The sequence below is a fragment of the Pseudomonas sp. B15(2017) genome (genome assembly GCF_002113215.1).
In the GTDB taxonomy this organism is placed as follows: Bacteria; Pseudomonadota; Gammaproteobacteria; order Pseudomonadales; family Pseudomonadaceae; genus Aquipseudomonas.
Genome location: NZ_NEJZ01000007.1, coordinates 1 through 13,508, shown reverse-complemented (window position 1 = coordinate 13,508; position 13,508 = coordinate 1). Strand labels below are relative to the sequence as shown.

The following is a 13,508-nucleotide window of genomic DNA, read 5'->3' as shown; positions in this document are numbered from 1 at the left end:
GAATTTGAAATGCTGAGTCCTTATATGTCGCCCGTCGAGCGGGTGTGGTTCTACAGCTTGCGGATCCTCTGCGGCTTGATCCTGTTGTTCCTGATCCTGCCGGTGCTGGTGATCGTGCCGCTGTCGTTCAACTCGGGCAGTTTTCTGGTGTATCCGCTGCAGGGCTTTTCGCTGCAGTGGTATCAGGACTTCTTCGCCTCGGCGGAATGGATGCGTTCGCTGAAGAACAGCATCATCGTCGCCCCGGCCGCGACCGTACTGGCAATGGTATTCGGCACGCTGGCGGCGATCGGCCTGACCCGTGGCGACTTCCCCGGCAAGCCGTTGGTGATGGCGCTGGTGATTTCGCCGATGGTGGTGCCGGTGGTGATCATCGGCGTGGCCAGTTACCTGTTCTTCGCGCCGCTGGGGCTGGGCAACAGTTTCTTCTCGCTGATCGTGGTGCACGCGGTGCTCGGTGTGCCGTTCGTGATCATCACGGTGTCGGCGACCTTGCAGGGCTTCAACCACAATCTGGTGCGGGCGGCGGCCAGTCTCGGAGCCTCGCCGCTGGTGACATTCCGTCGGGTGACCTTGCCGCTGATTGCGCCGGGGGTGATTTCCGGGGCGCTGTTTGCCTTTGCGACTTCGTTCGATGAAGTGGTGGTGACGCTGTTCCTCGCAGGTCCCGAGCAGGCGACGTTGCCGCGGCAGATGTTCAGCGGGATTCGCGAGAACCTGAGCCCGACCATCGCCGCCGCTGCTACGTTGCTGATCGCCTTCTCGGTGATTCTGCTGCTGACGCTGGAGTGGTTGCGTGGGCGGAGTGAGAAATTGCGTACTGCTCAAGTCTAAGAGTCCGCTACCAAAACCTGTGGGAGCGAGCTTGCTCGCGAAAGCGATGTGTCAGGCGATACAGATTGCGCATGTGGCGCCGCCTTCGCGAGCAAGCTCGCTCCCACAAGTGCTGCTCTGGTCATTCATGCGCTGAATGACAGACAACCCCGATTCCCCAGCTACGCTTGTGCTCAGCTCCCACATTTATAAGAGGCTGCGCACGATGAGTCTTTCCTCGTTCAAGATCGCTCACAAACTGATCACCGGCGCCGGAGCCATCGAGCAGCTGGCGACCGAGCTCACGCGGCTGGACATCGACAACCCGCTGATCGTCACCGATGCCGCGCTGGTGAAGTCCGGCACGGTGGAGCTGGCGCTGGCGCAGATCGGCGAGCGCGAGTACGAAATCTTCGACCGGGTGCTGCCGGATCCGGAAATCGCCATCGTCGAGGATTGCATGCGCGTCTATCGCGAAGGCGGGCATGACGGGCTGATCGGTCTGGGCGGCGGCAGTGCCATCGACATCGCCAAGAGTGTCGCGGCGTATGCCGGTTATCACGGTGCGCTGGAGGATCTGTTCGGCGTCGATCAGGTGCCGCGCAAGGGCCCGCCGCTGATCGCCATCCCGACCACGGCCGGCACAGGTTCTGAGGTGACCAACGTAGCGATTCTTTCGGACAAGGTCGCTCAGTTGAAGAAGGGCATTGTCAGCGACTACCTGTTGCCGGACGTGGCGCTGGTCAGCCCGCAGATGACCCTGACCTGCCCGCGCAGTGTCACCGCCGCCAGTGGCGTCGATGCGCTGGTGCATGCCATCGAGTCCTATCTGTCGCTGAATGCCTCGCCGATTACCGATTCGCTGGCCATCGGCGCCATCAGGTTGATCGCCCGCTCCTTACCCAAGGCCTACGCCAATCCGTCCAACCTGCAGGCCCGGGAAGACATGGCCACCGCCAGCCTGATGGCCGGCATGGCGTTCGGCAACGCCGGGGTCGGCGCGGTGCATGCGCTGGCGTATCCGCTGGGCGGGCGCTTCAACATTGCCCACGGCGTCAGTAATGCGCTGTTGCTGCCGTATGTGATGACCTGGAACAAGATGGCCTGCGTCGAACGGATGCAGGATATTGCCGAAGCCATGGGGGTAAAGACCGCTCATCTGAGTTTCAATGAAGCGGCCGACAGCGCCGTCGCGGCGATGACCGAACTGTGCGCGGCGGTAGAAATTCCGCTGGGTCTGCGCAGTTTCGGCGTGCCCGAAGAGGCGATCCCGGCCATGGCCGTAGAGGCCGCGGGGATCGAGCGCCTGATGCGCAACAACCCGCGCAAGCTCAGCGCCGCCGACATCGAGAAGATCTACCGGGCGGCGTACTGAGAACCGCCCGGCCGCCGGTCATGGCACAACCCAATCATCGCGGTCACGGTGCGCGCGCGGAAACTTGAGGTATACAATGCGCGCCATCGTGATTTAGCTCAGAAAAGGTGCGTCATGCAGCCCTTCGTTATTGCTCCGTCGATTCTCTCCGCCGACTTCGCCCGCCTCGGCGAGGAAGTGGACAACGTTCTGGCCGCCGGTGCCGACTTCGTTCACTTCGATGTCATGGACAACCATTATGTGCCGAACCTGACCATCGGCCCGATGGTCTGCGCCGCGCTGCGCAAGTACGGCATTACCGCGCCGATCGACGCGCACCTGATGGTCAGCCCGGTGGATCGCATCGTCGGCGACTTCATCGAGGCCGGCGCCACTTACATCACCTTCCACCCGGAAGCCACGCTGCACGTCGATCGTTCGCTGCAACTGATTCGTGAAGGCGGCTGCAAGTCCGGCCTGGTGTTCAACCCGGCGACCCCGCTGGACGTGCTCAAGTACGTGATCGACAAAGTCGACATGGTCCTGTTGATGAGCGTCAACCCGGGCTTCGGCGGGCAGAAATTCATTCCGGGCACCCTCGACAAGCTGCGCGAAGCGCGCGCGATCATCGATGCCTCGGGCCGTGACATCCGCCTGGAAATCGACGGCGGCGTCAACGTCAACAATATCCGTGAAATCGCTGCCGCTGGCGCCGACACCTTTGTGGCCGGCTCGGCGATCTTCAATGCGCCGAACTATCAGGAAGTCATCGACAAGATGCGTTCCGAACTGGCGCTGGCTCGCCCATGAGCGGTTTTGAGCAGCTGTTCCCGGGGCAACTGCCGCGGTTGGTGATGTTCGATCTGGATGGCACGCTGATCGATTCGGTACCCGACCTGGCGGCGGCGGTGGATAACATGCTGCTCTCCCTCGGGCGCAAGCCTGCCGGTATCGAGTCGGTGCGCGAGTGGGTCGGCAACGGCGCGCCGGTGCTGGTGCGCCGCGCCTTGGCCGGCGGCATCGATCATTCCGCCGTGGATGACGTCGAAGCCGAGCATGCGCTGGAGGTATTCATGGAAGCCTACGGCGCCAGCCATGAACTGACCGTGGTCTATCCCGGCGTGCGTGACACCCTGAAATGGCTGCACAAGCAGGGCGTGGCCATGGCGCTGATCACCAACAAGCCGGAGCGCTTCGTCGCGCCGCTGCTGGATCAGATGAAGATCGGCCGCTACTTCAAGTGGATCATCGGCGGCGATACGCTGCCGCAGAAAAAGCCTGACCCGGCAGCGCTGTTCTTTGTCATGAAGATGTCCGGCATTCCGGCCTCGCAATCGCTGTTCGTCGGCGATTCGCGCAGCGACGTGCTGGCGGCGAAAGCGGCGGGGGTCAAATGTGTTGCGCTGAGTTACGGCTACAACCATGGCCGGCCGATCGCCGAGGAATCCCCGGCGCTGGTCATCGACGATCTGCGCAAGCTAATTCCCGGTTGCCTGGATACGGCCGCTGAGATAACGTTGCCCGACGCTTCTCAATCCCCTTCTGGAAACGCCATCGTGGTGGTCACCCGCAAACTCTGGATGAAAGTCATCAAGGCCCTGGCCCGCTGGCGTTGGCGCGCCTGACTTGTTCCTGGCCGGCCTGCCGGCGCGTTTGCACACCTGACTGATTTGCACCTCACACCACGAGGCACCCTATGATTCGCGAAGAATTCCTGCGTCTGGCCGCTGATGGCTACAACCGCATCCCGCTGGCCTGTGAAACCCTGGCCGACTTCGACACGCCGCTGTCGATCTACCTGAAACTGGCCGACCAGCCCAACTCCTACCTGCTCGAATCGGTGCAGGGCGGCGAGAAATGGGGCCGTTACTCGATCATCGGCCTGCCGTGCCGCACCGTGCTGCGGGTTCACGATCATCACGTCAGCATCACCGTCGATGGCGTCGAGACCGAAAGCCACGACGTCGAAGACCCGTTGGCTTTCGTTGAAACCTTCAAGGCCCGCTACAACGTGCCGACCATCGCCGGTCTGCCGCGTTTCAACGGTGGCCTTGTGGGTTACTTCGGTTACGACTGCGTGCGCTATGTAGAGAAGCGCCTCGGCAAATGCCCGAACCCGGATCCGCTGGGCGTGCCGGACATCCTGCTGATGGTTTCCGATGCGGTGGTGGTGTTCGACAACCTCGCCGGCAAGATGCACGCGATCGTGCTGGCCGATCCGGCGCAGGCCGATGCCTACGAGCAGGGCCAGGCGCAATTGCAGCAACTGCTGGAAAAACTGCGTCAGCCGATCACCCCGCGCCGTGGCCTGGACTTCAGCAAGCAGCAGGCCGCCGAGCCGGTGTTCCGCTCCAGTTTCACTCAGGACGACTACGAAAAAGCCGTCGACACCATCAAGGAATACATCCTCGCCGGTGACTGCATGCAGGTCGTGCCGTCCCAGCGCATGTCGATCGACTTCAAGGCGGCACCCATCGATCTGTACCGCGCGCTGCGTTGCTTCAACCCGACCCCCTACATGTACTTCTTCAACTTCGGCGATTTCCATGTCGTCGGCAGTTCGCCGGAAGTGCTGGTGCGGGTCGAAGACAACCTGATCACCGTACGCCCGATTGCCGGCACCCGTCCTCGCGGGGCTACCGAAGAGGCGGACGTGGCGCTGGAAGAAGACCTGCTGTCGGACGACAAGGAGATCGCCGAGCACCTGATGCTGATCGATCTCGGACGCAACGACACCGGTCGCGTTTCGGAAATCGGTTCGGTGAAGCTCACCGAGAAGATGGTCATCGAGCGTTATTCCAACGTGATGCACATCGTGTCCAACGTGACCGGTCAGTTGAAAACCGGGCTGACGGCGATGGACGCGCTGCGGGCGATCCTGCCGGCGGGTACCTTGTCCGGCGCACCGAAGATCCGCGCGATGGAAATCATCGACGAGCTGGAGCCGGTCAAGCGTGGTGTGTATGGCGGTGCGGTCGGCTACTTCGCCTGGAACGGCAACATGGACACTGCGATTGCGATCCGCACCGCCGTGATCAAGAACGGCGAACTGCACGTGCAGGCCGGTGGCGGTATCGTCGCCGACTCGGTGCCGGCGCTGGAATGGGAAGAAACCATCAACAAGCGCCGGGCAATGTTCCGCGCTGTTGCGCTGGCCGAGCAAACCCCGGACTGAGTGATTGATGATTCAGCCACAAAAAAACGCGGCGCCTGTGAGGGCGCCGCGTTTTTTTGTGGCCTGCGAATCAGAAGTCGAGCGCTACGCCGACGTTGATCCCTTGCTGGGTGAAGTCGTCATCCTTGCGGATGTCGTAGCTGGCGCGCAATGCCAGGTCCTTGGTGAGGTTGTGGCTCACGCCCAGGTTCAGGCGGTTCAGGTTGGTTTGAGGGGCGTAGCCGGCCAGGGTGTAGCGGTTGTTCGGCAGGCTGTTGAGGTTCATCGTCACATTCTGGGTGTCGTCGTTGTACTCGCGCTCATGGGCGAATTCGCCGAACACCTGGGTCTGCGAGGTGATCTGATACTTGCCCTGGATCCCGAGGCCGAGACGCCGGGAAATGCGCGACTGGTCATCGAACGTCAGTGCGGTGGAGTCGGCGCCGTTTTCCGAATATCCATCGACTTCAACCTTGGCAAAGTCGGCACTGACGAACGGCGACAGATGCCATGGGCTGCTCGCTTGCGGCGCAATGTCGTAACCCACGCGTCCGCTGAAGGCCAGAACATAACCGTCGGTATCGCCTTTCTCACCGCGCTCGTTGACCCCCAGCTGGAATTTGCGTTTGAGGCTGTCGTAATCCAGATGCCCGGCGGTCACTGCGGCATCACCCCACCAGCGGTTCTGCTGATACTGGGCGAACGCGGTACCCAGATAAGTGTTCAGCTTGTAGTCCGAATCATTGTCGCCGGCCTCCAGTTTCTGGTTGTAGAAACCCGCCGCCACGCCCACGCGCCACGCGTCGTTGAGACGGTAGCTGCCGCCGATGTTCAGGTTGTAACCGTTGCCGTCGGCGCTGGCGCCGCTGCGCTGGCTATCGAAATCCTGATGCTGGCCGCCACCGGCGACAATCGCCCGCCATTGGCCAACGGCCTGCCAGTTTTCCCAATCCGCCAGCCACTGGTTACGCAATTCGTCCTGATGCGAACGCAAGGTGCCTTGAGCCATTTGCGGTAACAGGGTTGCTTCCCATGGCGCGGCCAGCAGCGAATAAGCGTAATCGGCAATCAGGCGCTGCCCGGCCTCGGTCGGGTGGACGGCGTCGTTGTAGATCAGCTTGGTCGGGTCCGGGGTGGCGCTGTTGATCCCGTATCGGGCGTTCTCGGTACAGCCGCTGCCGCTGAAGCAGGTGCCGACCAGGTTCTGGTCAGTGGCCAGGCCGAACTGCGCCGGATTGGCGAATGCCTCTTTGAGCAGAACCGGAACGTTCAGCGGAATGACGTTGGCGTTGACGCTCTGCAACTGGCTGACCAGTTCGGTATTGAACTGGGCGCTGAGTTGCGAGGTGAAGGCTTGCAGCGGCGAGCCGTTGATGGCTGGTGTCAGGCCGATGTCCGGCAACAGCCAGACCATGATGTAACGGGCGCCGGCACCTTGCAGTGTGCGTACGCTGTCGACCAGTCGATCGGCGGCGGCATTCGCCTGAGGAAGACTGGTGACGCGGCCCTGAAGGAAGTCGTTGCCGCCCCCGGTCAGGTAATACAGGGCATTCGGGTCGGCACGGAAGCCGTTCGACGGCAGGTAACCGGCGCGGGTGCGTTCGCCAGTGGCGGACTGGCTGGTGATCGAGTCGAGAATCTGGTCGGTGCGGTAGCCGCCCACGGCCCAGTTATTGCCATCCGGCAAGCCTTGGTCGGGACGTACGGTAGACGACGAGGCGGCGGTCTGGTCCGGTGTGAAGCCGAGGCGGCCGCCGAGCAATTGGGTGGCGTTGAGCGAATAGAACTCACCGCTGCCGTCCTGATAGTTCGGCCCCGTGCGGTTGGTGAAGCGTTTGCCCGATCCGGCCGGGCCGCCGCTGTCGGTGAAGGTTCCCGCGTCGCTGAGGCTGTCGCCGAAAACCACGAAATTCGAATAAGGATTGGGTGAGGCGTTTGCCTGGGCGCAAGCCATCGCGAGCAGGCATCCGGCGAGCGGTACAAACAATGTCTGTTTGATCATGAGCAGTCCGTTTATTTATTGTTGTAGTGAACGAAACGACAGTACCAAAAACTTCCGGCGTTTTGCCATCGGTCGTCAACCCTCCCATTGTTTTATCCCCCGCGGCCCCGGCCATATTGCACGCTCCGCCCAGCTAAGTTACTGTGCCGAAACGTATGAACGAGACCTTCCCCGTGTTGATCACCAGCAAACTTCTGGATCAAGTCATCAAGGCACACGCCCGCTGGCGTTGGCGCGCCTGAATCTTTTCTGCCGGCCCCGCCGGATCTGTATCGCTTTGCCTTCCTTGCCCCTTTGAAATGCCGCTGTGCCGATGCGACCTGCGCGTCCGCCAGTGTGCAGCGCTCTGGCAAGTCATCCGAAGGCTGTTTTCAAGTCAGAATTCAAGAGGTTCGAAACGCCATGTTGCTGATGATCGACAACTACGACTCCTTTACTTACAACGTTGTGCAATACCTCGGCGAGCTGGGAGCCGAGGTCAAAGTGGTGCGCAACGACGAATTGACCATCGCCGAAATCGAAGCGCTCAACCCTGAGCGGATCGTTGTGTCCCCAGGCCCGTGTACGCCGACCGAAGCCGGCATTTCCATCGAAGCCATCAAGCACTTTGCCGGCAAACTGCCGATCCTGGGCGTCTGCCTCGGCCACCAGTCCATCGGCCAGGCCTTTGGCGGGGATGTCGTCCGCGCCCGACAGGTGATGCACGGTAAGACTAGCCCGGTATTTCACGAGGACAAGGGCGTGTTTGCCGGTCTGAACCGCCCGCTGACCGTCACCCGCTATCATTCCCTGATCGTCAAACACGAAACGTTGCCCGATTGCCTGGAGCTGACCGCGTGGACTCAGCACGATGACGGCTCGGTCGACGAAATCATGGGCCTGCGTCACAAAACCCTGAACATCGAGGGCGTACAGTTCCACCCGGAATCGATCCTCACCGAACAGGGCCATGAACTGTTCGCCAACTTCCTCAAACAAACTGGCGGCACGCGCTAAGGACTTTCCATGAATATCAAGACAGCCCTGAGCCGTATCGTCGATCACCTCGACCTCAGCACCGAGGAAATGCGCGACGTGATGCGCGAAATCATGACCGGCCAATGCACGGACGCGCAGATCGGCGCGTTCATGATGGCCATGCGCATGAAGAGCGAAAGCATCGACGAAATCGTCGGCGCTGTGTCGGTGATGCGCGAGCTGGCGGACAAGGTCGAACTCCAGACTCTCGACCGCGTGGTCGACGTGGTCGGCACCGGCGGTGACGGCGCGAACATTTTCAACGTGTCGACCGCATCGTCCTTTGTGGTCGCCGCGGCGGGTTGCACCGTGGCCAAACACGGTAACCGTGCAGTGTCGGGCAAGAGCGGCAGCGCCGATCTGCTGGAGGCCGCCGGCATCTACCTCAACCTGACCCCGGTTCAGGTGGCGCGCTGTATCGACAACGTCGGCATCGGTTTCATGTTTGCCCAGACTCACCACAAAGCCATGAAGTACGCTGCCGGCCCGCGTCGCGATCTCGGCCTGCGTACCTTGTTCAACATGCTCGGCCCGCTTACGAATCCGGCCGGTGTGAAACATCAGGTGGTGGGCGTGTTCACGCCTGCGCTGTGCCGGCCGTTGGCTGAAGTCTTGCAGCGTCTTGGCAGTAAACACGTGCTGGTGGTGCATTCGAAGGATGGTCTGGACGAATTCAGTCTGGCGGCACCCACCTTTGTTGCCGAGTTGAAGGACGATCAAATCACCGAATATTGGGTCGAACCGGAAGATCTGGGCATGAAGAGCCAGAGCCTGCACGGTCTGTCGGTCGAAGGCCCGGAAGCCTCGCTGGCGCTGATCCGCGATGCACTGGGCAAGCGCAAGACCGAGAACGGTCAGAAGGCTGCCGAAATGATCGTGCTCAATGCCGGTGCGGCGCTGTATGCAGCCGATCTGGCGACAAGTCTGAAAGAGGGCGTGGCTCTGGCCCACGACGCTCTGCACACCGGTCTTGCTCGGGAAAAACTCGAGGAGTTGGGTGCCTTTACCGCGGTATTCAAAGTGGAGAATGAGGGATGAGTGTACCGACGGTTCTGGAAAACATTCTGGCCCGCAAGGTTCAGGAAGTCGCCGAGCGTAGCGCCCGTGTGAGCCTGAGCGAGCTGGAAAGTCTGGCCAAGGCGGCCGATGCACCCCGTGGTTTTGCCCAGGCATTGCTGGCGCAGGCCAAGAAGAAACAACCGGCAGTGATTGCCGAAATCAAGAAGGCATCGCCGAGCAAGGGCGTGATCCGCGAGGACTTCGTTCCCGCCGACATCGCCAAAAGTTACGAGAAGGGCGGGGCGACCTGCCTGTCGGTGTTGACCGATATCGACTACTTCCAGGGCGCCGATGTTTACCTGCAACAGGCCCGCGCCGCGTGCTCGCTGCCGGTGATCCGCAAGGACTTCATGATCGATCCGTATCAGATCGTCGAAGCCCGTGCCCTTGGCGCCGATTGCGTGCTGTTGATCGTCGCTGCGCTGGATGACGTGAAAATGGCTGAACTGGCGTCAGTCGCCAAAGACGTCGGCCTCGACGTGTTGGTGGAAGTGCACGACGGCGACGAGCTGGAGCGCGCGTTGAAAACCCTCGACACGCCACTGGTCGGGGTCAACAACCGCAATCTGCACACCTTTGATGTCAGTCTGGAAACCACCCTCGACCTGCTGCCACGCATTCCGCGCGATCGGCTGGTGGTCACCGAGAGCGGGATCCTCAATCGTGCCGATGTCGAACTGATGGAAATCAGCGATGTTTACGCGTTCCTGGTCGGCGAAGCGTTCATGCGCGCCGAAAGCCCGGGCATCGAACTGCAGCGTCTGTTCTTCCCGGAACGCGGCGTCCCGGTGAGCGGTTCGACCCTCGACTGATCGAGTCTTCGCAGGCGCCCGGCCCTTGATGGAGCGGGCTTGCCCGCGAAGGCGGCATAAGATTCACCTCAGACTCAGCGTCCTATGGAAACCTTATGATCCCCACCTCCCTGACCATCGAAGCCGGCCTGCAAGCCGAACAGGATCTTCTGGCCTCGGTCTGCGCTGGTGATGCCGAATCTGGTCTGCTTTTTTGGCAACCCAGCGACCGTGCTTTGGTCATGCCGCGCCGTTTGAATCGCTTGCCCGGATTCGATCACGCCTGCGAAGTCTCCGCTGCTGCCGGTTGGCCGGTGCTGTTGCGTGAAACCGGCGGCGAACCTGTTCCGCAATCGGCTTCCACCATCAACATTGCACTGGTCTATGCGCCGCCTCGCAGCGAAGGCGATCTGAACCGCATCGAAACCGGTTATCGGCGGTTGTGCGACCCGATCTGCGAGTTGCTGGATGAGTTGGGTGGCACTTCGTCGTTGGGTGAAATCGACGGGGCGTTCTGCGATGGGCGCTTCAACGTCAATCTCGACGGTCGCAAGATGGTCGGCACCGCCCAGCGCTGGCGTCAGAGTCAGGGCGGTCAGCGTCCGGTGGGGTTGGTTCACGGTGCGATGCTGGTGGATGACGAGCGTGAGTCGATGGTCGCGGCGGTCAACCGCTTCAACGAAGCGTGTGGTCTGGAGCATCGGGTACGTGCCGCCAGCCACATCGCTCTGCATGAAAAATTCCCCGCGCCCCATGCCTTGGCACGTCTCGATGAACTCTTTCGTTTGATGCTGGCGCAGATCTACGCCGGCTGAGCTTTGGAACTCAGCGAGTGCCGAAGACCACCATGGTCTTGCCTTTCACATCCACCAGGTTGCGCTCCTCAAGATCCTTGAGCACGCGACCGACCATCTCTCGCGAGCAACCGACAATCCGGCCGATTTCCTGACGGGTCACCTTGATCTGCATGCCGTCGGGGTGGGTCATGGCGTCCGGTTGTTTGCACAGCTCGAGCAAACAGCGAGCGACACGGCCGGTGACGTCGAAGAACGCCAGGTCGCCGACCTTGCGCGTGGTATTACGCAGGCGTTGTGCGATTTGTCCGCTGAGGACGTAAAGAATGTCTGGATCCTGTTGCGACAGTTCGCGGAACTTGGCGTAGCTGATTTCCGCGACTTCGCATTCAACCTTGGCCCGCACCCAGGCGCTGCGCTGTTGTTCCTGGCCGGCTTCTTCGAACAGGCCCAGCTCACCGAAGAAGTCCCCGGCGTTCAGGTACGCGATGATCATCTCGCGGCCGTCGTCATCCTCGATCAGGATCGTGACCGAGCCGCGGATGATGAAGTACAGCGTGTCGGAGCGATCCCCGGCGCAGATGATGTTGCTCTTGGCCGCATGACGTCGGCGCTGGCAATGCATCAGCAACTTGTCGAGGTTCTTGATTTTGGGTGTGGGGGTAATACCAACCATGGTTGTATCCCGAAAAGACTGCACGGTTATATTTGGTTTTTATATGAGGCGCTGAGGCGGTCGCTCCACAGTCTGGCTAGGGCGCCAGCGAATTGGCGCCAGCTTACCAGACACTTCGTCGAAATTTCGAGAAATCACCTACGTCAAAGGTGCATTTGTCCTAGGAACCTGCTCGCTGTCCGGGCAGGGCCCTGTGCTAAGCTGGCGACCCTTTTTTCTACAGTGGAGTCTTGGCGATGAAGGCACGCATCCAATGGGCTGGCGAAGCCATGTTCCTCGGCGAATCCGGCAGCGGTCATGTCGTGGTCATGGACGGTCCGCCGGACGCCGGTGGTCGTAACCTGGGTGTCCGCCCGATGGAAATGCTCCTGCTGGGTGTCGGCGGTTGCAGTAATTTCGACGTGGTCAGCATTCTGAAGAAGTCCCGTCAGGCCGTTGAAAGCTGCGAGGCCTTTCTGGAAGCCGAGCGCGCGACCGAAGATCCGAAAGTGTTCACCAAGATCCACATGCACTTTGTGGTCAAGGGGCGTGGTCTGAAAGAAGCCCAGGTCAAGCGCGCTATCGAACTGTCTGCCGAGAAGTATTGCTCGGCCTCGATCATGCTCGGCGCGGCCGGTGTAGCGATCACCCACGACTACGAAATCGTCGAACTCGGCTGAGCCGACACTCAACTATCATAAAAGCAGTGCAGACTCTGGCGATCCCCCGCTGACGTCTGCATAATGCGCCACTTTTTTCAGGGCAGTGATCAGTCAACCGACGGGTCATCCGCCTGAACAGATAACCAAAATCGCCATCGCGAAGAGGTGTTAACCGTCCTACGCAGGTGCGTTGTTCGCACTTGACGGGCATGCTTGATCACGCGGCCGTGCCGCATACATAGAGAGTTTTTAACGGTGAAAAGCAAACTCAAGCTCCACGGGTTCAATAACCTGACAAAGACCTTGAGCTTCAACATCTATGACATCTGCTACGCGGAAACCCCGCAAGACCAGCAGGCTTACGTCGAGTACATCAATCAAGAGTACAACGCCGAACGCCTGACGCAGATCCTCACGGAAGTTGTCGAAATCATTGGTGCCAACATTCTGAACATTGCGAGTCAGAACTATGAGCCTCAGGGTGCCAGCGTCACGATTCTGATCTCGGAAGAGCCGGTGACCCCGACCGAAAGCCAGATCGAAGAGTCCCCGGGCCCGTTGCCCGAAATCATCCTGGCCCACCTCGACAAGAGCCACATCACGGTGCACACCTACCCTGAAATCCATCCGGACGCCGGTATCGCGACTTTCCGTGTGGACATCGACGTGTCGACCTGTGGTGTCATTTCACCGCTCAAAGCACTCAATTTCCTCATTCACCAGTTCGATTCGGACATCGTGACCGTGGATTACCGTGTGCGCGGCTTCACCCGTGACGTTGAAGGCAACAAGCATTTCATCGACCACGAGATCAACTCGATCCAGAACTACCTCTCCGAAGACACCCGCGACGCGTACCAGATGACCGACGTGAACGTGTATCAGGAAAACCTGTTCCACACCAAAATGCTGCTGAAGAACTTCGAACTGGATAACTACCTGTTCGGTGATGCCACCAGCAACCTGTCTTCCGAGCAACGCGCTCAGGTGACCGAGCGTGTGAAACACGAAATGCTGGAAATCTTCTACGCGCGCAATATGCCGAGCTAAGAAATCCGGGCACAAAAAAAGGCGACTGCTTTGCGGCAGTCGCCTTTTTTGTGGGCGTTGTCTCGTCCTGAATAAGGTTTACACCTTCTGACCCATTCTCAGGAGGGAGTAATGAATACAGGAAAAAGGCGCAGTCAGCGTGATTACACGCGGACCT

General features: G+C 60.4%; 13 protein-coding genes. 11 read left to right on the top strand and 2 right to left on the bottom strand.

Going from position 1 to position 13,508, the window contains the following annotated elements; translation table 11 throughout:
- Positions 1-9: 9 nt before the first annotated feature.
- From CAF73_RS12245 to trpE, 5 genes are all read left to right on the top strand, one after another.
- Complete coding sequence (locus tag CAF73_RS12245) at positions 10-834, top strand: ABC transporter permease (protein ID WP_085702826.1); 825 nt, start codon at positions 10-12, stop codon at positions 832-834.
- 205 nt (positions 835-1,039) lie between these two features.
- Entirely contained in the window at positions 1,040-2,188 is a 1,149-nt protein-coding gene (locus CAF73_RS12240) for an iron-containing alcohol dehydrogenase (RefSeq protein WP_085702825.1), read from the top strand.
- A gap of 114 nt (positions 2,189-2,302) precedes the next feature.
- Positions 2,303-2,977, top strand: coding sequence for a ribulose-phosphate 3-epimerase (rpe, locus tag CAF73_RS12235; protein ID WP_003228808.1), 675 nt, complete (start codon positions 2,303-2,305; stop codon positions 2,975-2,977).
- Complete coding sequence (locus CAF73_RS12230; protein WP_085688443.1) at positions 2,974-3,792, top strand: phosphoglycolate phosphatase; 819 nt, start codon at positions 2,974-2,976, stop codon at positions 3,790-3,792. Before rpe ends, CAF73_RS12230 begins: the two co-directional genes overlap by 4 nt.
- A 71-nt stretch (positions 3,793-3,863) precedes the next feature.
- Positions 3,864-5,342, top strand: a complete 1,479-nt coding sequence (gene trpE / locus CAF73_RS12225) for an anthranilate synthase component I (protein ID WP_085688441.1) — start codon at positions 3,864-3,866, stop codon at positions 5,340-5,342.
- A gap of 70 nt (positions 5,343-5,412) precedes the next feature.
- Here trpE and estP read toward each other — a convergent pair whose 3' ends face one another.
- Positions 5,413-7,323: an esterase EstP gene (estP, locus tag CAF73_RS12220; protein ID WP_085702824.1), complete on the bottom strand. Its 1,911-nt coding sequence runs from the start codon at positions 7,321-7,323 to the stop codon at positions 5,413-5,415.
- Between the two features lie 402 nt (positions 7,324-7,725).
- Between estP and CAF73_RS12215 the strand changes: the two genes are divergently transcribed.
- The 4 genes from CAF73_RS12215 (at position 7,726) to CAF73_RS12200 (ending at position 11,005) form a co-directional block, all read left to right on the top strand.
- Positions 7,726-8,319: an aminodeoxychorismate/anthranilate synthase component II gene (locus tag CAF73_RS12215; protein WP_007956309.1), complete on the top strand. Its 594-nt coding sequence runs from the start codon at positions 7,726-7,728 to the stop codon at positions 8,317-8,319.
- A 9-nt stretch (positions 8,320-8,328) separates the two neighbouring features.
- A complete protein-coding gene (trpD, locus tag CAF73_RS12210; RefSeq protein ID WP_085697700.1) occupies positions 8,329-9,378 on the top strand; it encodes an anthranilate phosphoribosyltransferase in 1,050 nt (349 codons plus the stop codon).
- The gene (gene trpC / locus CAF73_RS12205) at positions 9,375-10,211 is read left to right on the top strand and encodes an indole-3-glycerol phosphate synthase TrpC (protein WP_085697699.1); all 837 of its coding nucleotides are present in this window, start codon (positions 9,375-9,377) and stop codon (positions 10,209-10,211) included. Before trpD ends, trpC begins: the two co-directional genes overlap by 4 nt.
- Before the next feature lie 95 nt (positions 10,212-10,306).
- A complete protein-coding gene (locus CAF73_RS12200; RefSeq protein ID WP_085697698.1) occupies positions 10,307-11,005 on the top strand; it encodes a lipoate--protein ligase family protein in 699 nt (232 codons plus the stop codon).
- A gap of 10 nt (positions 11,006-11,015) precedes the next feature.
- Here CAF73_RS12200 and crp read toward each other — a convergent pair whose 3' ends face one another.
- The gene (gene crp, locus CAF73_RS12195) at positions 11,016-11,660 is read right to left on the bottom strand and encodes a cAMP-activated global transcriptional regulator CRP (RefSeq protein WP_011336190.1); all 645 of its coding nucleotides are present in this window, start codon (positions 11,658-11,660) and stop codon (positions 11,016-11,018) included.
- A gap of 236 nt (positions 11,661-11,896) precedes the next feature.
- Between crp and CAF73_RS12190 the strand changes: the two genes are divergently transcribed.
- Together CAF73_RS12190 and speD are read left to right on the top strand one after the other, a co-directional pair.
- Positions 11,897-12,319 (top strand): OsmC family protein, encoded by a 423-nt coding sequence (locus tag CAF73_RS12190; protein ID WP_003228794.1) that lies wholly within the window; start codon positions 11,897-11,899, stop codon positions 12,317-12,319.
- A gap of 237 nt (positions 12,320-12,556) precedes the next feature.
- The gene (gene speD, locus CAF73_RS12185; protein ID WP_007956315.1) at positions 12,557-13,351 is read left to right on the top strand and encodes an adenosylmethionine decarboxylase; all 795 of its coding nucleotides are present in this window, start codon (positions 12,557-12,559) and stop codon (positions 13,349-13,351) included.
- Positions 13,352-13,508 lie beyond the last annotated feature (157 nt).

What these genes read in the sequence shown, in the direction of transcription:
- CAF73_RS12245 (WP_085702826.1), top strand. Translation starts at nt 10, where the DNA reads ATGCTGAGTCCTTATATGTCGCCCGTCGAGCGGGTGTGGTTCTACAGC.
- CAF73_RS12240 (WP_085702825.1), top strand. Translation starts at nt 1,040, where the DNA reads ATGAGTCTTTCCTCGTTCAAGATCGCTCACAAACTGATCACCGGCGCC.
- rpe (WP_003228808.1), top strand. Translation starts at nt 2,303, where the DNA reads ATGCAGCCCTTCGTTATTGCTCCGTCGATTCTCTCCGCCGACTTCGCC.
- CAF73_RS12230 (WP_085688443.1), top strand. Translation starts at nt 2,974, where the DNA reads ATGAGCGGTTTTGAGCAGCTGTTCCCGGGGCAACTGCCGCGGTTGGTG.
- trpE (WP_085688441.1), top strand. Translation starts at nt 3,864, where the DNA reads ATGATTCGCGAAGAATTCCTGCGTCTGGCCGCTGATGGCTACAACCGC.
- estP (WP_085702824.1), bottom strand. Translation starts at nt 7,323, where the DNA reads ATGATCAAACAGACATTGTTTGTACCGCTCGCCGGATGCCTGCTCGCG.
- CAF73_RS12215 (WP_007956309.1), top strand. Translation starts at nt 7,726, where the DNA reads ATGTTGCTGATGATCGACAACTACGACTCCTTTACTTACAACGTTGTG.
- trpD (WP_085697700.1), top strand. Translation starts at nt 8,329, where the DNA reads ATGAATATCAAGACAGCCCTGAGCCGTATCGTCGATCACCTCGACCTC.
- trpC (WP_085697699.1), top strand. Translation starts at nt 9,375, where the DNA reads ATGAGTGTACCGACGGTTCTGGAAAACATTCTGGCCCGCAAGGTTCAG.
- CAF73_RS12200 (WP_085697698.1), top strand. Translation starts at nt 10,307, where the DNA reads ATGATCCCCACCTCCCTGACCATCGAAGCCGGCCTGCAAGCCGAACAG.
- crp (WP_011336190.1), bottom strand. Translation starts at nt 11,660, where the DNA reads ATGGTTGGTATTACCCCCACACCCAAAATCAAGAACCTCGACAAGTTG.
- CAF73_RS12190 (WP_003228794.1), top strand. Translation starts at nt 11,897, where the DNA reads ATGAAGGCACGCATCCAATGGGCTGGCGAAGCCATGTTCCTCGGCGAA.